This window comes from Lentzea cavernae (assembly GCF_014653695.1).
GTDB classification, from domain to species: Bacteria; Actinomycetota; Actinomycetes; order Mycobacteriales; family Pseudonocardiaceae; genus Lentzea; species Lentzea cavernae.
Genome location: NZ_BNAR01000003.1, coordinates 555,681 through 577,372 on the forward strand (window position 1 = coordinate 555,681; position 21,692 = coordinate 577,372).

Below are 21,692 nucleotides of genomic sequence, written 5' to 3' on the forward strand. Positions count from 1 at the left end.
TCACCGGTGACGGAACCTGTTGTCGCCAGCGGGGTCGCGAGCTTCGCCTGGTTGCTGTTGGCGCTGCCCGCGTTCGGTGCGGCGGTGCTGTTGGTCAGCGGCAAGCGCGCTGACAAGTGGGGCCACCTGCTCGGCAGCGCCACGCTGCTCGCGTCGTTCGGCTACGCGCTCGCGCTGTTCTTCTCCACGCTCGGTGTCTCGAACCCCGAGGGCCGGGTGCAGAACCTGCACCTGTGGGACTGGATCGACGTCAACGCGCTGACCGTCGAGTTCGGACTGCGGATCGACCCGCTGTCGCTCACGTTCGTGCTGCTGATCACCGGTGTGGGCTCGCTGATCCACATCTACTCGATCGGCTACATGGCGCACGAGGAAGGCAGGCGGAAGTTCTTCGCCTACCTGAACCTCTTCGTGTCCGCGATGCTCCTGCTGGTGCTGGGCAACGGTTTCGTGACCCTGTACTTCGGCTGGGAGGGCGTCGGTCTCGCCTCGTACCTGCTGATCGGCTGGTACCAGTACAAGCCGGAAGCGGCATCGGCGGCCAAGAAGGCCTTCCTGATGAACCGCGTCGGTGACCTGGGCCTCGCCATCGCGATCTTCCTGATGTTCAACAAGCTCGGGACGACGCAGTACACCGAGGTCTTCAGCCGCGTCAGCGAGTTCTCCTCGGCCGAGGTCCTCGCGATCACGCTGCTGCTGCTCCTGGGCGCCTGCGGCAAGTCGGGCCAGTTCCCGCTCCAGGCCTGGTTGCCGGACGCGATGGCCGGCCCGACCCCCGTGTCCGCCCTGATCCACGCGGCGACGATGGTCACCGCGGGCGTGTACCTCATCGCCCGCTCGAACCCGCTGTACAACCTGAGCGAGGACGGCCGCCTGGTCGTCATGATCATCGGTGGCCTGACGCTGCTGATCGGGTGCATCATCGGTTGCGCCTACGACGACTTCAAGAAGGTCCTGGCGTACTCGACGGTCTCGCAGATCGGTTACATGATCCTCGCCGTGGGCCTCGGCCCGATCGGCTACGCGCTCGGCATCATGCACCTGCTGACGCACGGCTTCTTCAAGGCCGGGCTCTTCCTCGGCGCCGGTTCGGTCATGCACGGCATGAACGACGAGGGCAACATCCGCCGGATGGGCGGGCTCTACAAGTTCCTGCCGATCACCTTCGTCACCTGGACGCTCGGTTACCTCGCGCTGATCGGCATCCCGCCGTTCTCCGGCTACTTCTCGAAGGACGCCATCATCGCGGCGGCGTTCGGCGCGGAGGGCTGGCGCGGGTACGTCTTCGGCGGTGTCGCACTGCTCGGTGCCGCGCTGACCGCGTTCTACATGACGCGCCTGCTGATCCTGGTGTTCCTGGGCAAGCCCCGCTGGAAGGAACTGAAGGCGGAGAACGGCAAGGAATACCACCCGCACGAGTCCCCGCTGTCGATGACCGTTCCGATGATCATCCTCGCGGTCGGTTCGGTGGCGGGCGGCTGGTTCCTCTCCTCCGGCGGCAACCTGGCCGGCTGGCTGGAGCCCTCGCTGGGTGAGCTGCAGGAGTCGCACGGCGTCATCTCGCACGGCATGGTCGGCATCCTGACCGTCGCGCTGTCGCTGCTCGGCGTCGGCCTCGCGTGCCTGCTCTTCCTGCGCGGCAAGCAGCCGGTCGAGCGTCCGGAGCGCGTGTCGTTCCCGGTGCGCGCGGCCCGTGCGGACCTCTACGGCAACGCACTGAACGAGGCGCTGTTCGCGCGGCCGGGCACATGGCTCACCCGCGCACTGGTGTTCCTCGACCTGAAGGGCGTCGACGGTCTGGTCAACGGCACCGCGGCGCTGCTCGGCGGTAGCTCCGGCCGGTTGCGCAGGCTGCAGACCGGGTTCGTCCGCTCCTACGCACTGTCCATGCTGCTGGGCTCGATCTTCGTGCTCGGGGCGCTCCTGGTGGTGAGGTTCTCGTGACCTGGGTTCTGATCGCACTGCTGGTGGTGCCGCTGGTCGGCGCGCTGGTGGTGGCGTTCCTGCGCAAGGACGACAAGAAGGCCAAGCTCGTCGCACTGGCGTTCTCGGTCGTCGAGCTCGTGCTCGCCGGTCTGCTGTGGTTCGCCTACGACCCGGACGGCGACCGCATCCAGCTCGCCACGGGCGTGGACTGGATCCCGGCGTTCGGCGTGCGGCTGCAGTTCGGCATCGACGGCATCGCGCTGGTGATGATCGCGGTCATCGCGCTGCTGATCCCGCTGGTGATCGGCGCCGGCTGGACGGAGAAGCTCCCCGCCGGTCGTTCGCAGGGCGGCTACCTCTCGCTGATCCTCATCCAGGAGGCCGTGACGGTCGCGGTGTTCGCCGCCACCGACGTCTTCCTGTTCTACGTGCTCTTCGAAGTCATGCTGATCCCGATGTACTTCCTGATCGGCGGCTACGGCGGCGCGCGCAGGCAGTACGCGGCGGTCAAGTTCTTCCTCTACTCGTTCCTCGGCGGCCTGATCATGCTGGCCTCCGCGATCGGCGCCTACGCGATGGCGTCGGACGAGCTGGGCAAGGGCACGTTCGACTGGGAGACGCTGGTGAAGGTGGTCAGCGACGCCGACTCGACGACGCAGACCTGGCTGTTCCTCGGCTTCTTCCTGGCGTTCGCGATCAAGGCGCCGCTCGTGCCGTTCCACACCTGGCTGCCCGACGCCGCGGCCGAGGCGCCCATCGGCGTCACGGTGATCGTCGTCGGCATCCTGGACAAGGTCGGCACGTTCGGCATGCTGCGCTACCTGCTGCCGATGTTCCCGGAGGCGTCGAAGAACCTGGCGCCGTACGTGCTCGTGCTCGCGGTCGCCGGTGTCCTTTATGGATCGCTGCTCGCCACGGGCCAGCGGGACATGAAGCGGTTCCTCGCCTACGTCTCGATCGCCCACTTCGGCTTCATCGCGCTCGGCATCTTCTCGTTCACGTCGCAGGCGGGCGTGGGCTCGGTGTCGTACATGCTCAACCACTCGATCTCGACCGGCATGCTGATCCTCGTGGTCGGCATGGTGATCGCGCGCGGTGGTTCGTCGCTGATCTCCGACTACGGCGGCATGTCGAAGGTGGCCCCGCTGCTCGCGGGCATGCTGCTGCTGTCGGGTCTGACCACGCTGTCCCTGCCGGGCACGAACTCGTTCGTCTCGGAGTTCCTCGTGCTGATCGGCTCGTTCCCGACGCAGCCGGTGTTCACGATCATCGCGACGGTCGGCATGGTGCTCGCGGCGCTCTACGTGCTGTGGCTCTACCAGCGGATCATGACCGGCCCGCTGCGCGGCGACGCGCTGCTCGGTGCGGCCGCAGGTCCGGGCGCCGTCGGCGACCCGGAGAAGAAGACCACCATCGGCGACCTCACCAAGCGTGAGATCGCAGTGCTGGCACCGCTCGTTGTCATCGTGCTGGCCCTCGGGTTCTACCCGCAGCCGGTGCTCGACGTCATCACCCCGACCGTTGGGGCGACGCTGACCGAGGTCGGCGTGACCGACCCGGTCACCGTGCAGGAAGGCAAGTGACGTGAACCTTCTCGTCGCTCAGGCGCAGACGATCGAGGCGCCGGAGATCGATTACGGCGCCCTCGCGCCGCTGCTGATCGTGCTCGGTGCCGCGTGCGTCAGCGTGCTGCTGGAAGCGTTGCTGCCCAAGCACCAGCGCTGGGCGGTGCAGCTCGTCCTGACGCTCGTGACGCTGGTCGCCGCCGTCGGCACGCTGATCCTCTACGCGACGTCGGACCGCCCCGAACAGGGCGTGGCGACGCTGGCGGGAGCCATCGCTGTCGACTCGCCGTCGCTCTTCCTGTGGGCCACGTTGCTGGTGCTGGGCTTCGGCTCGGTGCTGCTGATCGCCGACCGCTCGGTGGAGCCCGGTGGCGCGTTCGTGGCGCAGGCCGCGATCCGTCCCGGCACCGTGCAGGACCGCGCGCAGGCGACGAAGACCGGCATGCAGACCGAGGTCTTCCCGCTCACGCTGTTCGCGCTCGGCGGCATGATGACGTTCGTAGCGGCGAACGACCTGCTGACGATGTTCATCGCGCTGGAAGTCCTGTCGCTGCCGCTGTACCTGCTGTGCGGCCTGGCTCGCCGCCGTCGCCTGCTCTCGCAGGAAGCGGCTGTGAAGTACTTCCTGCTCGGCGCCTTCGCCTCCGCGTTCTTCCTCTACGGCGTGGCCCTGCTCTACGGCTACGCCGGTTCGGTGAAGCTCTCGGCCATCGCGACCGCCGCGGGTGGCACGGACCGTTCCGACACGCTGCTGTTCGCTGGCTTCGGCCTGCTGGTGGTGGGCCTGCTGTTCAAGGCCGCCGTCGGTCCCTTCCACGCCTGGACCCCGGACGTGTACCAGGGCGCGCCGACGCCGGTGACGGCGTTCATGGCCGCGTGCACGAAGGTCGCCGCGTTCGGCGGCATCCTGCGCGTGCTCACGGTGGCGTTCGAGAACACGCAGTGGGAGTGGCGTGGCGTGCTCTACGGCGTCGCGGTCGTGTCGATGGTGATCGGCGCGATCCTGGGCCTCACCCAGACCGACGTGAAGCGCATGATCGCGTACTCCTCGGTGGCGCACGCGGGCTTCCTGCTGATCGGCTCGATCGCACTGACGCCGGAGGGCGACGCCCCCGGTGTGAGCGCGACCATGTTCTACCTGCTGGCGTACGGCTTCACCACGATCGCCGCGTTCGGCATCGTGTCGCTGGTCCGCAACTCGGACGGCGAGGCGACGCACCTGTCGCAGTGGGCGGGCCTCGCGAAGCGGTCGCCGATCGTGGCGGCCACCTTCACGTTCCTGCTGCTGGCCCTTGCCGGCATCCCGCTGACGTCCGGCTTCATCGGCAAGTTCGTCGTGTTCAGCGCGGCGATCGACGCCGGCCTGACGCCGCTCGTGGTGATCGCTCTCGTGGCCTCGGCCGTGGCGGCGTTCTTCTACCTGCGGGTGATCGTGCTGATGTACTTCAGCGACCCGGCCCCGGACGGTCCGACCGTGACGGTGCCCGGCGCGTTCACCACGATCGCGATCACGTTGGGTGCCGTGGTGACGTTGGTGCTCGGTCTGTGGCCCACCTTCGTGCTCGATTGGGCGGGTACCGGCACCTTCCTCAGCTAGGTGTACGTACGCTGCTGGTGTGACCAGTAGCGAGCAGTTGGGGCCGGGGTTCGCGATGGTGGACCCCGTGCTCACCGAGCTAGTCCAGGACGGCCTGGCCGAGGTGGAGCGCGTTCTGCACGACGTCGTGCAGAGCGAGTTCGCCCCGGTCACGGAAACCTCGCTTCACCTCGTGGAGGCGGGCGGAAAGCGGATCCGCCCGCTCTTCACACTGCTCGCATCGCAGTTCGGCGCCGACTGGGACCGGGAAAAGGTCATCAAGGCGGCCGCTGTGGTCGAGCTCACCCACCTCGCGACGCTGTACCACGACGACGTCATGGACGAAGCGACCATGCGGCGCGGAGCGGTCTCCGCGAACGTCAAGTGGGACAACAGCATCGCGATCCTGACGGGCGACTTCCTGTTCGCCCACGCGTCCCGGCTGACCGCCGACCTGGGGACGGACGCGGCGCGGATCATCGCGGAGACCTTCTCGGTCCTGGTGACCGGCCAGATGCGCGAGACCGTCGGCCCGCAGCCCGGCGAGGACGTGATCTCCCACTACCTCAAGGTGATCGAGGAGAAGACGGGCGTCCTGATCGCCACAGCGGCGAGGTTCGGCGGCATGTTCTCCGACGCGACCGACGAGCAGACGGACGCGCTGCGCCGGTACGCCGAGGTGATCGGGGCCGCGTTCCAGATCTCGGACGACGTGATCGACATCGCGTCGCCGTCCGTGGAGTCGGGCAAGACCCCGGGCACCGACCTCCGCGAGGGCGTGAAGACGCTGCCGATGCTCCACGCGCTGGCGGACCCGTCCGAGACGAGGCTCGCCGAGCTGCTGGCGGGGCCGATCACCGACGACGAACTGGTGGAGGAGGCGCTGCTCCTGCTGCGCAAGTCCTCCGGCATGGATCGCTCGCGCGAGGTCCTCGCCGACTACGCGGACCGGGCCCGCACGGAGCTGGGCAAGCTGCCGCCGTGCGCCGCGCGGGACGCTCTCGACGAGCTGGCCACGTACGTCGTGGAGCGGTCCAGGTAGGTGTCAGGCGACCGGCGCGAGCACCTGCTTGCGCCGGTTGTTGAGCGCGTCGAACGTGAAGATCGCCAAGGCCAGCCACACCAGGCCGAACCCGATCCACCGGCTGGCCGGCATCGACTCGTGCACGACGAACACGCCCCACGCGAACTGCAGGATCGGCGCGATGTACTGCAACATGCCCATGGTGCTCAGCGGGATCAGCCGGGCACCCGCGCCGAACAGCAGCAACGGGATCACCGTCACGACGCCGGTGCTCAGGAGCAGCAGGACGTGGCCGGTGCCCGCGTCGGTGAACGTGTTCGCGCTGCCCAGCGTGAACAGGTAGACCAGGGCGATCGGCGCGATGACGGCGTTCTCGGCGGTGAGGCTGGAGATCGCGTCCAGCGGCACCTTCTTCTTCAGCAGGCCGTAGACGCCGAACGAGCAGGCCAGGACCAGGGAGATCGTCGGCAGCCGGCCGTAGTCGATGGTGAGCACGATCACAGCCAGCACGGCCACGCCGATGGCCACCACCTGAGAGATGCGCAATCGTTCCTTGAGGAAGATCATGCCTAGTGCCACGCTCACCAACGGGTTGATGAAGTAGCCGAGCGCGGCCTCGACGACATGATGGCTGTTGACGGCGTAGATGTACGTGCCCCAGTTGACCGTGATCAAGACGGCCGCTGCGGTAACGATCAGCCAGCCCTTTCCTGATAGTTCGAGGAAAGGGCGCCACCGTCGGAGGATCACGACGACGATGGCGAGCGTGACGAACGACCAGACGATCCGGTGCGCGAGCACCTCGACCGGCTGGGCGGGTACGAGGAGTGGCCAGTACGCCGGGAACAAGCCCCAGAGGACGTAGGCGAATGCGCCGTAGGTGAGCCCTCGCCCCTGGGTGTGAACTTCTGGCGAAGTGATGGCCGAGGTTGTCAGAGGGGGCACAAAATCCCACTCTACGCTGGGCTTTCGACCCGTTATTTGCGCTGAACGGCGTAGTGACGGAGCATCATCAACGGCACTGTAGTTTGGCCGTGCTCACCCTTCCGAGTGAGTGGGGTCGGAGTGTGGTCTTAGAAGGGGCTTACCCGTGAACATCTTCGGGCAGGTCTGGCTGTGGAGCCTGCTGTCCTTCGTTGCGGGAGTGCTGCTCACCTGGTTGGTGATGGTGCGCCCCGCGCGGAAGCAGATCGCCGACCTGGATGATCAACTTCTGGACGCGCGCAGGTCTGCCCAGCCGGTCCAGGCGACCGCCGTCGTCGACGACTTCGTGGTCGACGACTGGGACAACGCGCCACCGAGGTCGCTGAGCGACGAGGTGCTGACACCACCCGCACCCGTTCCGGCGCTGCCGCCGGCGCCGTACGCGGAGCCGCCCGCCTACTTCGGTGAGCCCGTGAAGGCTCCCGTCCCGGTGCCGCTGCCGGTTCCGCCGCCGCCTCCCGTCGTCGAGGAGCCGGAGCCGGAACCCGCGCCGTACGAGACCACCGTCCTCGAGGCCCAGCCCGAGGTCGAGGAGGAGCCGGCCGCGCCGGTCCGCCAGTACCTCGAGCCGGAGGAGGCCCAGCGCCGCTTCGAGGAGCAGCTGGCCGAGCAGAAGGCACTGGCCGACGCCGAGGACGACCGCCCGCGGTCGCTGTTCGAGCGCCTCGGGCCGAACGAGGCCCCGCCGGAGACCCCGGCCGAGCAGACGACGGTCCTGTCGCAGTCCGGCCTCGAGGCCGCGGACTTCGACGACGAGCTCCCCGCCGAGCAGACGTCGTACGTGCCCACGGTCCCGCCGGTCGCCGAGCCCGGCGCCCTGGCAGCGCTGACCGCGGGCCCCGAGGTCGACGAGCAGGCCGACGACTTCATCTACCAGCCGCGCGAGGTCTGGGCGCACGAGGAACCCGAGACGTTCCCCGACGAGGCCGCCGAGCAGGAGGACGAGCCCACCGGCACCCGCTCCGAGCAGACGACGTTCATCGCCGTCGAGGAGAGCAGCTGGCCGGACAACGACCTCACCGGCGAGTTCCCCGGCATGAGCGACGAGCTCTCCGGCCAGCTCGACGGGTTCACCGAGCCGCGGCACGAGGTCGAACCGGAGTCCCCGGCCGAGCAGACCGGCCTGATCGAGCCGATCGACGAGCCCGCCGACCTGGACGCGCCGAGCGTCCGCAACGGCGTCTTCGAGCCCACGGCGGCCGAGGAGGAGACCTCCTCGCACGCCCTGCGCGACGAGCCCGTCGACGAGGAGCAGGAGCCTGCTCACGAGGAGCCGGCGTACCAGGAGCCCGTCTACCAGGAACCGGTCCGCCACGAGCCGGAGCCGGTCCAGCAGGCACCGGAACCGGCGTACCAGGAGCCGGTCTACCAGGAGCCGGAGCGGATCTACGAGGAGTTCGTCGAGCCCGAGTACACCGGCTCGTTCAGCCAGCCGTTCACCGCGCCGGGCGCCCCGCCACCCGCACCGTTCTCGGCCTTCGAACCGCGCGTCGAGACCGACGAGGTGCCCGAACGCACCCCACGTGCCGTAGGCGCCGCGTTCTCCCACGGCGAGCCTCCCGCGGCCCCCGCCGCACCGGTCGCCGACCGCGCGCGCTCGCTGTTCGAACCGCTGCTGGACGCCGACGAGCCGCTGCCGGCCCTCGGCCAGACCCGCACGCTCCCGGACACGTCGAACGACCAGCCGTTCGTGCCCAAGTTCGTGCCGAGCGACGAACCACTGCTCGCCGCCCCACCGGAGCCCGAACCGGAACCGGTCGACCTGCCCCAGCGCCACACCGACGCGGGCCTGCCGATCCGCGAGGCCCGCCGCACGACACCGCAGCGCCAGCAGAGCTTCCCGGCGTTCTCGGCGTTCGAGTCCCCCAAGCCGGAGGCCCCCGCGGCCCCCGCACTCCCGGCACGCCCGCGCCCGGTCGGCTTCTCGCCGTCCACCGGCGGCCGCCCGAACGGCAACCAGGGCGGCTCCGCCCCGGCGAGGTTCCAGCAGCCGGAGGGCTTCAACCCGCGCTCGCCGTTCGGCCCGGGCTCGGTGCTGCCGAAGTCGGACGGCCACGCGCCGGCCGCGGACTTCGCGGTGAAGGCCACGCTGACCGGCCGTCGCTACTACAGCGAGGGCTCGGCGAACTTCGGCGACACCCGTGCCGACGTCTGGTTCCGCACCGAGGCGGACGCGGAGAAGGCGGGCTTCCGCCCGGCTCCCTGATCCCTCGAGAACGCTGAGAGGCCCCCATCGCGCGCGGTGGGGGCCTCTCACGTCGAAGGGCCCGCCAGCAGCGCTGACGGGCCCTTCACAACGGTTCCGGGGTCTAGCCGACCACGGTCCAGGTGTCCTTGCCGTGCAACAGCTTGCTCAGGTCCGCGGCCTTGGAGGCCTTGGCCTCGTTGACCTGCGCCCGCACGCCGTCGTCGTACGTCGTGCGGTCCGCACGACGGAAAACGCCGGTGACGGTGTGCGTGAGGTCCTGCGTCGACAGTCGCGAGAGCGCGAACGACAGGTTGAGGTCCGACGCGTCGTGCACCACGACGTCCGAAGCGTCCACGTCCGCCGACTTGGCGACCGCGAGCCCGAAGCCCTCGCGCACCACGCAGTACTCGCCCTCACGACCGAACCGGATGGGCTCGCCGTCGACGACGTTGATGATCCGCCGCTGTGCCTCGTCCGCGTCCTTCAGCACGTCGAACGCGCCGTCGTTGAAGATCGGGCAGTTCTGGTAGATCTCGACGAGCGCCGAACCGCGGTGTTCCGCGGCCTGGCGCAGCACCGAGGTCAGACCGGCCTTGTCCGAGTCCATCGCGCGACCGACGAACGAGGCCTCCGCGCCCAGCGCCAGCGACACCGGGTTGAACGGGTGGTCGACCGAGCCGATCGGCGTCGACTTGGTGACCTTGCCCGGTTCCGACGTCGGCGAGTACTGGCCCTTGGTGAGGCCGTAGATCCTGTTGTTGAACAGCAGGATCTTGAGGTTCACGTTGCGGCGCAACGTGTGGATCAGGTGGTTGCCGCCGATGGACAGCGCGTCGCCGTCGCCGGTCACCACCCACACGCTCAGGTCCGGCCGCGCCACGGCGAGACCCGTGGCGATGGCAGGCGCACGGCCGTGGATGGAGTGCATGCCGTACGTGTTCATGTAGTACGGGAAGCGGGACGAGCACCCGATGCCCGAGACGAAAACGATGTTCTCGCGCTTGAGGCCCAGCGTCGGCAGGAACGACTGCACGGCGTTGAGCACGATGTAGTCACCGCAGCCGGGACACCAGCGGACTTCCTGGTCCGACTTGTAGTCCCTGGCCGACTGCTTCTCGTCGGTGGTGGGAACCCCGGTCAGGCCGGGGATCCCGAGGTCGATCGCAGTCATGCGGACACCCCCTTGATCACGTCAGCGAGCACGTCCTGCAGCTCCTCGGCCTTGAACGGAAGGCCCTGCACCTTGGTGTACGACACGACGTCCACCAGGTACTTCGCCCTCAGCAGCATCGCGAGCTGGCCCAGGTTCATCTCCGGCACGATGACCTTGTCGTACGACTTCAGCACGTCACCCAGGTTCTTGGGGAACGGGTTGAGGTGCCGCAGGTGCGCGTGCGCGACCGGGAGGCCGAGCTTGCGCACTCGACGTGCCGCGGCGCCGATCGGGCCGTAGGACGAGCCCCAGCCGACGACCAGGACCCTGGCCTCGCCGCTCGGGTCCTCGACCACGACGTCCGGCACCTCGATGCCGTCGACCTTGGCCTGGCGCAGGCGAACCATCTTGTCGTGGTTCTCCGGGTCGTAGGAGATGTTGCCGGTGACGTCCTGCTTCTCCAGACCGCCGATTCGGTGCTGCAGACCAGGGGTACCGGGCACCGCCCACGGACGTGCCAGCGTCTCGGGGTCGCGCGAGTACGGCTGGAACGTCTCCGGGTCCGTCGCGAACTCGACGGTGAGGTCCGGCAGCGTCTCGACGTCCGGGATCATCCACGGCTCGGAGCCGTTCGCGATCGCGCCGTCGGACAGGAACAGCACCGGCGTGCGGTACTTCAGCGCGATCCTGGTCGCGTCGACCACGGCGTCGAAGCAGTCCGAGGGGGACTGCGGCGCCACGACCGGCACGGGCGACTCGCCGTTGCGGCCGAACATCGCCTGCAGCAGGTCGGCCTGCTCGGTCTTCGTCGGCAGACCGGTGGACGGCCCACCGCGCTGCACGTCGATCACGAGCAGCGGCAGCTCGGTCATCACGCCGAGGCCGATGGTCTCGGACTTCAGCGCGATGCCGGGACCGGACGTCGACGTCACGCCGATCGCACCGCCGTAGGACGCGCCGAGGGCGATGCCGATGCCCGCGATCTCGTCCTCGGCCTGCACCGTGGTGATGTCGAAGTTCTTGTGCTTGCTCAGCTCGTGCAGGATGTCCGACGCCGGCGTGATCGGGTACGTGCCGAGCACGACGGGCAGCTTCGACAGCTGCGCGGCCGCGACGATGCCGTACGCCGTCGCCGTGTTGCCGGTGATCTGGCGGTACGTGCCGACGTTGAGCTTCGCGGGCGCCACCTCGTAGGTGACGGCGAAGGCCTCGGTCGTCTCGCCGTAGTTCCAGCCGGCGCGGAACGCCAGGACGTTGGCCTCGGCGATGTCCGGCTTCTTCGCGAACTTCTCGCGCAGGAACCGTTCCGTGCCCTCGGTCGGCCGGTGGTACATCCACGACAGCAGGCCGAGCGCGAACATGTTCTTCGCGCGTTCGGCGTCCTTCTTGCCGAGGCCGGTCTCCTCGAGGGCGCCGATGGTCAGCGTCGCCATGGCGATCTTGTGGACCTGGAACTTCTCGAGCGAGTCGTCTTCCAGCGGGTTCGAGTCGTAACCGACCTTCGTCAGGTTCCGCTTCGAGAACTCGTCTGTGTTGACGATCAGGATGCCGCCGTCCGGCAGGTCGACGACGTTCGCCTTGAGCGCGGCGGGGTTCATCGCGACGAGGACGTCGGGACGGTCGCCGGGCGTCAGGATGTCGTAGTCGGCGAAGTGCAGCTGGAACGACGACACACCGGGCAGCGTGCCCTGTGGTGCGCGGATCTCGGCGGGGAAGTTGGGCTGGGTGGCGAGGTCGTTGCCGAACGCCGCCGCCTCCGACGTGAACCGGTCTCCGGTGAGCTGCATGCCGTCACCGGAGTCGCCGGCGAAGCGGATCACAACGCGATCCAGCTTGCGGGTCTCAGTGCTCATTCCTACGCCGATACCTCTCTCCAAGGGTGGCCGTGCCCCACCACGAGGGTAGTCGCCAGGACCGCCTGCGAGACGGGCCGTGTACCACCAGGCGAGACGTACTGTCCCATCTGCCGCAACGGGTCCTTAACTCAACGGTAAGCACAGCACCACCAGCGGATGCCCGAATGCGGCAGACGTCACCCTCGATACCTGTTACCCAAGGTAACACCTACCGCCCGCTGATCCGAGCCTTCATCGCGGCAAGCCTCGCAGCGAACTCTGGAGTGTCGATCGAAGCGACCTGTGGCCGGAGCTCCGTCTCGACCGCCTCCGCGTGGTCGTGCATTGCATCGGTCAGGCGCATCGTCGCCTTGATCGTCCGGACGAGTTCAGCCGGGGCCTCGGCGGACGCTTTCGCCAGTTCCAAGGCCACTGCGAGTGGGTCCTCGGCCTTCGCGTAGGCGAGCCCGTGCGCGACGGCCTGGTCCGCGTCCAGGATCTGCCCGAGGAGCGTCATGGCCGTCGCCGTCTGGGGGTTGGTGATCCTCTGCAGCATCCACGTCATGCCACCGCCGGGGTGGATGCCGAGCTGCAGGAACCGCGCGTCGAACCGCGCCCTCGGCCCGGCGATCCGGACGTCCGCCGCCAGCGCGAGGTTGAGCCCGGCGCCGACCGCGGCCCCGTTGACCGCGGCGATCGTCGGGATGGTGGCGTTCGCCACCGCGAGGAACCCCTTGTAGATCTTCTTGAGGCCCTCGTCCTTGGAGTTGCCGAGCTGCGTGAGGTCCGCGCCGGCGCAGAACGCGGGCGGCGCACCCGTGACGATCAGCGCGTTGGCGTTCTCCTCCGCCTCCGCGACCTTCTCCGCGAGCTGCTCGGACAGGTCGATCGTCAGCGCGTTGCGCCGCTCCGGGTCGTTGATCGTGATCACGGCGACGGAATCGTTGTGCTCCAGCAGAACCTCAGCCATGCCCCGCACCCTAGGGCGCGATGGGCCGGTCCAGGAGCCGGGACAGCACGACCGTCGACACGGTCCGATCGATGATCTCCACGGCCCTCAGCCGCTCCAGCGCCGTCTCGAGGTGGTGGATGTCCGCGGCCCGCAGGTGCACGATCGCGTCCGCCGCCCCCGACACCGTGTAGGCGGCACTGACCTCGGCCATCGGCTCGAGCCGGTGCTGGATGTCGTGCGGCGCCACGTTCCCCTTGCAGTGCACCTCCACGAACGCCTCGGTACCCCACCCGAGAGCCTCCGGGTCCACCACCGCCGTGAACCCCCTCAACACCCCCGTGTCCAGCAGTTTGTCCACCCGCCGCTTCACCGCGGGAGCACTCAGCCCGACCTCCTTGCCGATCTCCGCGTAGCTGGAACGGGCGTTGGCCATGAGGCACGAAATGATTCGCTGGTCGATGCTGTCCACACGCAACATTCTGCCCTAATCAACGCAATGTCGCGGCGTTGTTCGATGGTCGAACCGCCGTTTACATTTCGATCCATGACCCTCTCCATCTCCGGGCCCGGCGAGCCGATCACTCTCGACATCGCACAGCCCCTCGCGTCGACGCGGGTGCCGACCACCCGTCGGTACCTGATGTGCCCGCCGACGTACTTCACGGTGGAGTACGCCATCAACCCGTGGATGGACCCCACCAAGCCCACCAGCACAACGCTGGCCGTGGAGCAGTGGACCGCCCTCAAGGAGACCTACGAGCGCCTGGGCCACCGAGTGGAGGTCATCGAGCCCGTAGTCGGCCTCCCCGACATGGTCTTCTCGGCCAACAGCGGCACCGTCATCGACGGCAGGGTCCTCGGCTCCCGCTTCCGCGCCTCCCAGCGCTCGGCCGAGGCCGACCACTTCCGCCGCTGGTTCCTGTCGTCGGGCTACAAGTCCGTCGTCATGCCCACCGCCGTGAACGAGGCCGAGGGCGACTTCACCTGGACCGGCTCGTTGTTGTTGGCCGGCACGGGCTTCCGCACCGACCCCCATGCTCATGGGGAGGCGCAGGAAGTCCTCGGCGTCCCTGTGGTGTCGTTGCAGCTCGTGGACCCGCGCTTCTACCACCTCGACGTGGCGCTGTTCATGCTCGACGACCAGTCGCCCACGCCTCTGGTGGCCTACTACCCGGAGGCGTTCTCGCCCGGGTCGCAGCAGGTTCTCCGCCGGTTGTTCCCGGACGCCGTGATCGCCAACGACGCCGACGCGGTTTGCCTGGGGTTGAACGCGGTTTCCGACGGGAAGCACGTTGTTATGCCGGTGGAGGCCGTTCATCTGGCTGAGCAGGTGGCCCGGCGTGGGTTCGAGCCGGTGTTCGTGGACATCTCGGAGCTGCGCAAGTCGGGTGGCGGCCCGAAGTGCTGCACGATGGAACTGCGCGGTTAGACCTCGCCCACGCAGCCATCCGGATCTGCGCTGGTCGGAGCCCTGAAATGGGTTCTGACCAGCGCAGATCTGTTTCTGGAGGGACGAGGCGTGCGTCGCAAGGTCGCAGACGTAACAGTCCCGGTCGTTGCGTTATGGCGCAGAGACGAAGCCAGCCGACTGGTCGACTACGAATGGCTTCCCGGGACAGCTCGATGACCAGCCAGCGGCGAGAGCCGTGCGAATGCTGTTGGCGACGTCGGCCGGCCTGACCGGAGCGGTGGGTGCGTTGATCCAGTTGCTCGGATGCGGCTGGCTGGTCTTCACGACCAGGACGGTTCCCGCGGAATCGAAGTGTTCGACTGCATAGCTCAACGGCGTCCAGGCGAGGCCTTGGCAGTACGTCGGCTTGTGTCGAACGCGCCAGCGATAGACCGTGCCGTCGACGATGATCCGCCGAGAGCGCTTTCTTGCCAGTGCCATGCTCGCCCCACGGATTTGCTTGTCAGCGTATCTGCAGCTAGGCAGCCTACTGTTCGAACGCCGCACGATGGAACTGCGCGGTTAGACCTCGCCCACGCAGCCATCGAGTCTGCGCTGGTCAAGACCTGAAAAGGGTCTCTGACCAGCGCAGATCTGTTTGCAGGTCACCGCCGAGTTGATCTTTCGGCAGTATGGAGATCATGCCTTCAGATCCCACCAGCTCCACCGACGTGGCAGCGGAGAACGACTACGACCTCTTCGCCGAGGGGTACACGGCCGTGAACGAGACAAGCCTCCTCAACGCCTACTACACCCGGCCCGCGATCGTGAACCTGGCCGGCGACGTGACCGGCAGGCGGATCCTGGACGCCGGGTGCGGTTCGGGCCCCGTGTCCGCGGCGCTGCGCGACAAGGGCGCCGTCGTGGTCGGCTTCGACCGCAGCGCGAAGATGGTGGAGCTGGCCCGGCAGCGCCTCGGCGACGACGCGGACCTGCGGGTCGCCGACATCAGCCGGCCGCTGCCGTACCCCGATGGCGCGTTCGACGACTGCGTCGCCGCCCTGGTCCTGCACTACCTGGAGGACTGGGCCGCGCCGCTGGCCGAGCTGCGGCGGGTGCTGAAGCCCGGTGGCCGGCTGATCGTGGTCGTCAACCACCCGATCATGCTCCCGTTCCTGGATCGCAAGACCGACTACTTCGCGACCACCAAGTGGACCGACGAGTACGACTTCAACGGCCAGAAGGCCACGCTCACCTACTGGCACCGGCCTCTGCACGCGATGACCGACGCCTTCACCGCGGCGGGGTTCCGCACGGCCGTCATCAGCGAGCCGCCTGTGGCGCCGGAGGCCCACGAACTCTTCCCCGATGACATGGCGAAGTTCCCGTCCGGGGCCTTCCTGAGCTTCGTGTTCTTCGTCCTGGAAGCCGCCTGACTCGGCGAGCCCCCACCTCCACGTGGAACACGGGACGTCGACGCGGTCTCGCTTCGACGTCCCGGCACTTCGAAAGAGATCACACGCCGCGCAACGGCGGATAAGGCTCCTCCGGTGCCGCCGCGGCCGCGTGCTTGGCGTTGAGCGCCTGAGCCTCGTGGAGCTGGTCTTCCAGGGTGACGATGCGGCAGGCGGCGTCCAGGCCCGTGCCCTGGTCGACCATGGCGCGGACGCGGGCCGCCAGGCGCAGCTGGTGGCGGCTGTAGCGCCGGTGCCCGCCTGCCGAGCGCTGGGGCTCGATGAGCTTCGCCTCGTCGAGGCTGCGCAGGAAGTTCGCCGACGTGTTGAGCAGTTCCGCGGCCCGGCCCATCGTGTAGGCGGGGTAGTGCTCGTCGTCGAACTTCTCCGCTGTCGTCTGTGGGTCGTCGCCCACGGGTTCGTTCGTGCCTGGGGTCATCGCGCCTCCGCATCACGAGGGGCCCCGATGCCGTAGCACCGGGGCCCCAGGGTTGTTGGGTTTCACTTCCACCTAGCCGACCGTGAGACCGGCTTCCTCTTTCCGCGTGACCCCTGCTCGAAGCGGGTGTCGCGGGGATCGCATGTGCGTAACCGAAGACCACCTTCCAATCTGATGGAACCGCGGTACCCGTTCAGCCGAGTTCAGCTGAAGGCGGGCGATCCGATGGTGTGCAACCCCTTCCCTTCTCCTCTGATCACTACTTTTCTCACGTTGGCTGTCGGTGCCGGTCCTCATGCACGTGCCGGTTTCACTTCACCGACTGCCCTTGGTCACCTGCCTGGAGCCTTCGAGCTGCTCCGGCACACCTGACCGTCCTGCACATCTCACGGGCAGTTCGTCATCTCCCGTGCCATGTTCTCTCTTGTCCGACGAGTAGAACAGTACACACGCGCAATGGAGCATGTCTACTCCCGTGGGCATAGATTTTCTCGTTCGGGTGACGCAGCTGCTTTCGCAAGCTCGTGGCCGGCCCCGAGCAGCCGCAGTAGCGTCGGGCGATGACCGACGTGCTCGTGATCGGCTTCGACCCGCACACCATCCCCGGCTACGACCCCGCACCCGTCGCGGCCGCCATCGAGCAGGGCAGCAGGCAGTTCGCCGAGCTGGGTCTCGCCGAGGACCTCTTCCTCGTCGACTTCGATGAACTGGACGGCCGCGCCCAGGCGAAGCTCGCCGAGAAGCTCACGAGCAAGCAGTACGACTGCGTCGTGGTCGGGGGCGGCATCCGCAAGGGACCGGGGCTGCTCGAGCTGTTCCAGCTCGTGGTCAACGAAGTGCACTGGCGTCAGCCGGAGGCGGCGATCGCCTTCAACGACAGCGCCGGCGACAGCCCGGACTGGGTCCTCAAGGCGCTCGAACAGAGGCGCAACCGTTAACCCACAACATTGGGTGAACCACTGAGGCGTTTTCTCCGTACCCCTCTGCAGACCCGAGAACCACGCGGTTCAGCTATCAAGTCCCCGCAGGTCAGTACCCCCACACCCAGACACAACCACGAAGCGTGACGGCACCCTTCGATCGCGTGGCCGTGGACGTACCCCATAACGAGAGCCGGGCTAGCAGCGAACTAACAGACAGCTCCGCCAGTTCGTCAGGAGGCAACGATGAGTTCACGCAATACTGATGCAGCTCGTTGACTGTCTGTCAGCAACGGATAGCCCGATTCATCGGAAACGTGACGAGAGTCACCCAACGGGTGCTCGGGCTTGCCTGAGCTCGTGACGCGAGGTTACGTTCTCGCCCGCCGATAACGGTTTGGTCACCGGTAGGACACAGGAGCTGCAGCTACTAGGGCCCTTTGTCCGCCCAGAGTCCCCCGCCCGGGTTCGCCGGCGACCAAGCTCCCCGACGCAGGAGGCTCCCCCTTGGCCCGGCACAGCAAGGCCGATGGCCGAACCGTGTACACGGTCGTGCCCCGACAGGAATTCAAGCCCGGCGCTCACCGCGTCGAGGACGACAAGGTTCCGCTGGCTCACCGCGTGAGCGCGATTGTCGTCGCAGCAGGTGTCGCCGCCGGCACCGCCGCCATCGCCAACGCTGCGACCAGCGGCCCGGCGACCGAACTCGCCGCGGGCGCGGCCGAGCTGGGTGCGGTTCCGGACCAGCAGGTCCAGAACATCCAGACGGTGCACAACGTCAATCCGGGCACCAAGGTCAGCCAGATCCTGCAGATGCAGCAGATGTACGCGCAGCAGACCTTCGAGCAGGCCTCGAAGCTCGCCGCGGACTCGCACGCCCAGCGCGAGGCGGCCGCCAAGGCCGAGGCCGAGCGCCAGATCGAGATGCGCAAGCCGGCCAAGCAGCGCGAGGTCGAGGGCTGGATCAAGGACGCCATCAAGATCCTGCAGGCCAACGGCACGAACATCGACAACAGCAGCGTCGACGAGATCTACACGATCATCATCAAGGAGTCGAACGGCAACCCCAACGCCGTCAACAACTGGGACTCCAACGCGATGCGCGGCACGCCGTCGAAGGGTCTGATGCAGTGCATCGACCCGACGTTCCGGGCCTACAAGCTGGCTGGTTACGACAACATCCTCGCGCCGGTCGACAACATCATCGCGGGCGTTCGCTACACCTACGCGCGCTACGGCGGCTTCCACAACCACCCGGGTCTGGTCAACATGAACCTGGGCGGCGGGTATCTGGGGTACTGAAAACGCTCGTCGGGGTGCGGGAAACCCATCGACGGACGATGCTGTCAAACAGGTTCACCCACAAGCATGGCGGCCCTAGCGGGCACACGCCCGGTAGTGCTCCCATCGAACGCGATCCCCGAACGCAGGGAGTGGCCGATGAACGAGCAACAGGCACGCGACGACGAGCTGGCGAAGGTCCGCTCCGAGGCGACGAGTTGGCTGGCCAAGATGGCCAAAGCCCAGCAGCGTCCCAAAGTCGAGCAACGCACGCCTGAGCACGACGCCATGACACCCGCGAAGAAGTAGAAGAAGAAGCACCAGCGCCTCGGCTACGGCCGGGGCGCTTCTGCTTGGAAGGCCGACCACAGCAGGTTCAGCGGGTGATCGGCCGGGTGCTTCGACAGCTCGTCCGTTCGGGCGAAAACGCCCACAAGCCGCTCCAGAGAGTCGTCAGCGAGTTCGACGACCCGGAGGCCCCCGCCCTCCCGGAGCTCGTTGTTCGACGCCACCACGCCCAAACCAGACGTCACGATCATGGCTCCCTGGACGAGGTTCGAGCGCAGCAGCGAGATGCCGTACTGGATCTCGTCGATCTCGGCCGCGATGTCGAGCCCCTGGCGGTAGTCCGGCCCGAACCAGCCCCGCAGGAACTCCGCGATCAGCCCCGCCCCCGGCACCACCAACGGGACCGATCTCAGCTGAGGTACCCGCACCCGGTCGCCCACAACCGTCTCGGGCAGGTTCGTCAGCAACGCGAGCCCGCCGCGTCGCCACTCGATCACGTCGAACTCGGCCTGCTCCCAGCCCGCGCCGGCCCGCGTCACGACGCTGCCGCACACGAGGTCGACCTCGCGCGTCTCCAGCTTCGTCCAGATGTCCTTGGTGCGGATGTGCACGACCTTGAGGTCCACGTCGCGCTCGCGGAACTCGTCCGACACGTGGTGCCACGCCTTCGCGAGCGTGTCCAGCATGTATCGCGTCGTGCCCACGGTGACGGTCGTACCGAGCTTGCGGCGGCACTCGTGAATTCCGTCGAGCCACTCCGCGAGCGTCTCCCGCGCCAATTCGACGATCGACTCACCAGTCGGCGTGAACAGCACGTCTTTTCCGCGTCCCTGCTTCACGACGAGCGCCTCGCCGCACAGTTCCAGGAAGTTCCTGTTCAACGTGTCGAGCTGCTTCTGCACGCTCGACTGCTCCCGTCCCAGTGCGCGGGCCGCTCGTAGGGCCGAACGGGTCTCGTGAACGGTCAACAGGGTCCTGAGCTGGTCCATCGTGGTATCCAGTAGAGCACCGGGCATGTGCAGCAAACGGTGCAGCGAGGTGCTGGTGGGAAGCACCAACTGGGACGAGCCGGACATCGGAACCCTCTCTGATGTTCTACCGATCAGTTGAACTGAACTTGACCGCATTTCGCCGACAAATTATCTCCAGATCCTGTCGGCAAATCCCTGGACACTTATAGCGCGGTGTACAAAGCTATCCGCGGCGACCACGCGTGGGAGCCGATTCCGGGGGGAATCATTGGGGGGTGGGGGTCCGCCAGGCGCAAGCCGGCGGGCCCCCAAGTATTACGCTCAGCCGTTGTGACGGCTTCCGCTCGCCTGGACTGGGGCACCACCTACCAGGTCACCGTGCTCGAACTCGGACTCGCCTGCTGCGGAGTCGAAGTGATGGCAGCTCTCGACCGCCTTCCCGACCTCGGCGTCACGCCCGTCGACGGCGCGGGCGAGGCGCACGTCCTCGTCGTTTCCGGCACCGTCACGGACGTCATGTTGCCCGCTGTCCTCCGCAGTTACGAGGCCATGCCCGAACCCCGTTACGTGATCTCCGTGGGCGCCTGCAGCAACACCGGCGGCCCGTACTGGGATTCCTACAGCGTCACCAAGGGGATCGACCAGGCCCTGCCGGTCCACGTCGCCGTTCCCGGCTGCCCGCCACGGCCCGAGGCGCTGCTCGAAGGCCTCAAAGCGCTGCACGGGCTGGTGAACGCATGACCACCCCGAAGACGGCGTTCGGTCAGACGATCCACCACGTGGAGCTCGCGGACTGGCTCACCGCCACGACCGGCCACCACGCCGAGGGCTTCGTGATGTTCGACTGGCTCGGCGTCGAGGACGCGGGCAGGCCGGGTGCCTCGGGGCAGCGCCACGCCGTGTTCCTGCACGTCATCGACCCGCGGACGCGCGAAGGCGTGATGCTGCGGACCGAGCTGGGCCCCGGCGAGGCCCTGCCGAGCGTCGCCCACCTCTGGAAGGGCGCTGGGTGGCACGAGCGCGAGGCCAGCGAAATGTTCGGAGTGGTGTTCGGCGTCGCCGCGGACGGCGAGCCCGAGCACCTGCTGCTGCCCGACAGCTTCCAGGGCCACCCGCTGCGCAAGGACTTCGTGCTCGCCTCCCGCGTCGTGCGCCCGTGGCCGGGCCGTCTCGAACCCGGCGAGGACAACACGAGCGCCCCGAGCCGCCGCCGCACCGCACCACCAGGAGTGCCGGACCCGTCCTGGGGCCCGCGCCGCGAAGAGGAGCAACAGCCGTGACGAACCTTCCGCCCCGCACGAGGGGCGTCATCGCGCTGTTGGAGGCCAACTGCACGGTCTGCATGATCTGCGCGCGCGAATGTCCTGACTGGTGCATCCACATCACGTCGCACACCGAGGTCGAGCAGCAGCCCGGCAGCGCCCGCCCGCGCAGCCGCAACGTGCTCGACCGGTTCGCGATCGACTACGGCCAGTGTCTCTACTGCGGCATCTGCGTCGAGGTCTGCCCGTTCGACGCGCTGCACTGGGCGCCGGAGTTCGGTTATCCGGGCACGGGTTCGATCGACGGCGAGGGCGCCGTCGCGGAGCTCGTCCACGAACGGGACGTGCTGTCCACCTGGGTCGAGAAGGTGCCGGCACCGCCCGCGCTCGACCCGGCCGCGGAGGCAGCGCCCGAAACGGCCGCAGGAACCGGCAGGCGCCCTGGTTCGTTGAGGGGTAGGACGTAAAACCCGGAGGCGGAACC

The 21,692-nt window shown here is 67.8% G+C and carries 20 protein-coding genes and 1 pseudogene; 13 read left to right on the plus strand and 8 right to left on the minus strand.

Annotated elements, in window-relative coordinates:
- Nucleotides 1-6: 6 nt before the first annotated feature.
- From nuoL to IE307_RS12875, 4 genes are read left to right on the plus strand one after another with little or no spacing between them, the layout of a single operon-like run.
- Complete coding sequence (gene nuoL / locus IE307_RS12860; RefSeq protein WP_191298123.1) at nucleotides 7-1,944, plus strand: NADH-quinone oxidoreductase subunit L; 1,938 nt, start codon at nucleotides 7-9, stop codon at nucleotides 1,942-1,944.
- Nucleotides 1,941-3,509 (plus strand): NADH-quinone oxidoreductase subunit M, encoded by a 1,569-nt coding sequence (locus tag IE307_RS12865; protein WP_191298124.1) that lies wholly within the window; start codon nucleotides 1,941-1,943, stop codon nucleotides 3,507-3,509. The genes nuoL and IE307_RS12865 overlap by 4 nt, the downstream gene beginning before the upstream one ends.
- Nucleotide 3,510: 1 nt before the next feature.
- On the plus strand, nucleotides 3,511-5,088 hold the full coding sequence (nuoN, locus tag IE307_RS12870; protein WP_191298125.1) for an NADH-quinone oxidoreductase subunit NuoN: 1,578 nt from the start codon (nucleotides 3,511-3,513) through the stop codon (nucleotides 5,086-5,088).
- A gap of 55 nt (nucleotides 5,089-5,143) precedes the next feature.
- Nucleotides 5,144-6,109: a polyprenyl synthetase family protein gene (locus IE307_RS12875; protein ID WP_191298377.1), complete on the plus strand. Its 966-nt coding sequence runs from the start codon at nucleotides 5,144-5,146 to the stop codon at nucleotides 6,107-6,109.
- 3 nt (nucleotides 6,110-6,112) lie between these two features.
- On the opposite strand, the gene rarD is transcribed toward IE307_RS12875, so the two are convergent.
- Nucleotides 6,113-7,036: an EamA family transporter RarD gene (rarD, locus tag IE307_RS12880; RefSeq protein ID WP_191298126.1), complete on the minus strand. Its 924-nt coding sequence runs from the start codon at nucleotides 7,034-7,036 to the stop codon at nucleotides 6,113-6,115.
- Nucleotides 7,037-7,181: 145 nt separating this feature from the next.
- Here rarD and IE307_RS12885 point away from each other — a divergent pair, with 145 nt between their 5' ends.
- Nucleotides 7,182-9,281, plus strand: coding sequence for a sunset domain-containing protein (locus IE307_RS12885; RefSeq protein ID WP_191298127.1), 2,100 nt, complete (start codon nucleotides 7,182-7,184; stop codon nucleotides 9,279-9,281).
- A 103-nt stretch (nucleotides 9,282-9,384) separates the two neighbouring features.
- Here the strand turns inward: IE307_RS12885 and IE307_RS12890 are convergent, their stop codons facing one another.
- The 4 genes from IE307_RS12890 to IE307_RS12905 form a co-directional block, all read right to left on the minus strand.
- Nucleotides 9,385-10,434 (minus strand): 2-oxoacid:ferredoxin oxidoreductase subunit beta, encoded by a 1,050-nt coding sequence (locus IE307_RS12890; RefSeq protein ID WP_191298128.1) that lies wholly within the window; start codon nucleotides 10,432-10,434, stop codon nucleotides 9,385-9,387.
- Complete coding sequence (locus tag IE307_RS12895) at nucleotides 10,431-12,269, minus strand: 2-oxoacid:acceptor oxidoreductase subunit alpha (RefSeq protein WP_191298129.1); 1,839 nt, start codon at nucleotides 12,267-12,269, stop codon at nucleotides 10,431-10,433. Before IE307_RS12895 ends, IE307_RS12890 begins: the two co-directional genes overlap by 4 nt.
- A 211-nt stretch (nucleotides 12,270-12,480) precedes the next feature.
- Complete coding sequence (locus tag IE307_RS12900) at nucleotides 12,481-13,221, minus strand: enoyl-CoA hydratase (RefSeq protein WP_191298130.1); 741 nt, start codon at nucleotides 13,219-13,221, stop codon at nucleotides 12,481-12,483.
- A gap of 10 nt (nucleotides 13,222-13,231) precedes the next feature.
- Nucleotides 13,232-13,672: an Lrp/AsnC family transcriptional regulator gene (locus tag IE307_RS12905; RefSeq protein ID WP_089915782.1), complete on the minus strand. Its 441-nt coding sequence runs from the start codon at nucleotides 13,670-13,672 to the stop codon at nucleotides 13,232-13,234.
- A 75-nt stretch (nucleotides 13,673-13,747) separates the two neighbouring features.
- On the opposite strand from IE307_RS12905, the gene ddaH reads away from it, so the two are divergent.
- Nucleotides 13,748-14,632, plus strand: coding sequence for a dimethylargininase (gene ddaH / locus IE307_RS12910; protein WP_191298131.1), 885 nt, complete (start codon nucleotides 13,748-13,750; stop codon nucleotides 14,630-14,632).
- A 132-nt stretch (nucleotides 14,633-14,764) separates the two neighbouring features.
- On the opposite strand, the gene IE307_RS12915 is transcribed toward ddaH, so the two are convergent.
- Nucleotides 14,765-15,094: a hypothetical protein gene (locus tag IE307_RS12915; protein WP_191298132.1), complete on the minus strand. Its 330-nt coding sequence runs from the start codon at nucleotides 15,092-15,094 to the stop codon at nucleotides 14,765-14,767.
- Between the two features lie 200 nt (nucleotides 15,095-15,294).
- On the opposite strand from IE307_RS12915, the gene IE307_RS12920 reads away from it, so the two are divergent.
- Nucleotides 15,295-16,029, plus strand: coding sequence for a class I SAM-dependent methyltransferase (locus IE307_RS12920; protein ID WP_191298133.1), 735 nt, complete (start codon nucleotides 15,295-15,297; stop codon nucleotides 16,027-16,029).
- 79 nt (nucleotides 16,030-16,108) lie between these two features.
- On the opposite strand, the gene IE307_RS12925 is transcribed toward IE307_RS12920, so the two are convergent.
- A complete protein-coding gene (locus IE307_RS12925; RefSeq protein ID WP_191298134.1) occupies nucleotides 16,109-16,486 on the minus strand; it encodes a helix-turn-helix domain-containing protein in 378 nt (125 codons plus the stop codon).
- Between the two features lie 560 nt (nucleotides 16,487-17,046).
- Between IE307_RS12925 and IE307_RS12930 the strand changes: the two genes are divergently transcribed.
- The 3 genes and pseudogenes from IE307_RS12930 (at nucleotide 17,047) to IE307_RS12940 (ending at nucleotide 18,996) form a co-directional block, all read left to right on the plus strand.
- The gene (locus tag IE307_RS12930) at nucleotides 17,047-17,424 is read left to right on the plus strand and encodes a beta/alpha barrel domain-containing protein (RefSeq protein WP_191298135.1); all 378 of its coding nucleotides are present in this window, start codon (nucleotides 17,047-17,049) and stop codon (nucleotides 17,422-17,424) included.
- A gap of 933 nt (nucleotides 17,425-18,357) precedes the next feature.
- A pseudogene (locus IE307_RS47625) lies at nucleotides 18,358-18,708 on the plus strand (transglycosylase SLT domain-containing protein); the annotation flags it as partial.
- A 138-nt stretch (nucleotides 18,709-18,846) separates the two neighbouring features.
- Nucleotides 18,847-18,996: a hypothetical protein gene (locus IE307_RS12940; protein WP_191298136.1), complete on the plus strand. Its 150-nt coding sequence runs from the start codon at nucleotides 18,847-18,849 to the stop codon at nucleotides 18,994-18,996.
- Between the two features lie 23 nt (nucleotides 18,997-19,019).
- On the opposite strand, the gene IE307_RS12945 is transcribed toward IE307_RS12940, so the two are convergent.
- The gene (locus IE307_RS12945) at nucleotides 19,020-19,964 is read right to left on the minus strand and encodes a LysR family transcriptional regulator (protein WP_308436358.1); all 945 of its coding nucleotides are present in this window, start codon (nucleotides 19,962-19,964) and stop codon (nucleotides 19,020-19,022) included.
- Nucleotides 19,965-20,276: 312 nt separating this feature from the next.
- On the opposite strand from IE307_RS12945, the gene IE307_RS12950 reads away from it, so the two are divergent.
- From IE307_RS12950 to IE307_RS12960, 3 genes are read left to right on the plus strand one after another with little or no spacing between them, the layout of a single operon-like run.
- Nucleotides 20,277-20,687 (plus strand): NADH-quinone oxidoreductase subunit B, encoded by a 411-nt coding sequence (locus tag IE307_RS12950; protein WP_191298138.1) that lies wholly within the window; start codon nucleotides 20,277-20,279, stop codon nucleotides 20,685-20,687.
- The gene (locus IE307_RS12955) at nucleotides 20,684-21,226 is read left to right on the plus strand and encodes an NADH-quinone oxidoreductase subunit C (RefSeq protein WP_191298139.1); all 543 of its coding nucleotides are present in this window, start codon (nucleotides 20,684-20,686) and stop codon (nucleotides 21,224-21,226) included. The genes IE307_RS12950 and IE307_RS12955 overlap by 4 nt, the downstream gene beginning before the upstream one ends.
- Nucleotides 21,223-21,675, plus strand: coding sequence for a 4Fe-4S binding protein (locus tag IE307_RS12960; RefSeq protein ID WP_191298140.1), 453 nt, complete (start codon nucleotides 21,223-21,225; stop codon nucleotides 21,673-21,675). Before IE307_RS12955 ends, IE307_RS12960 begins: the two co-directional genes overlap by 4 nt.
- Nucleotides 21,676-21,692: the final 17 nt, after the last annotated feature.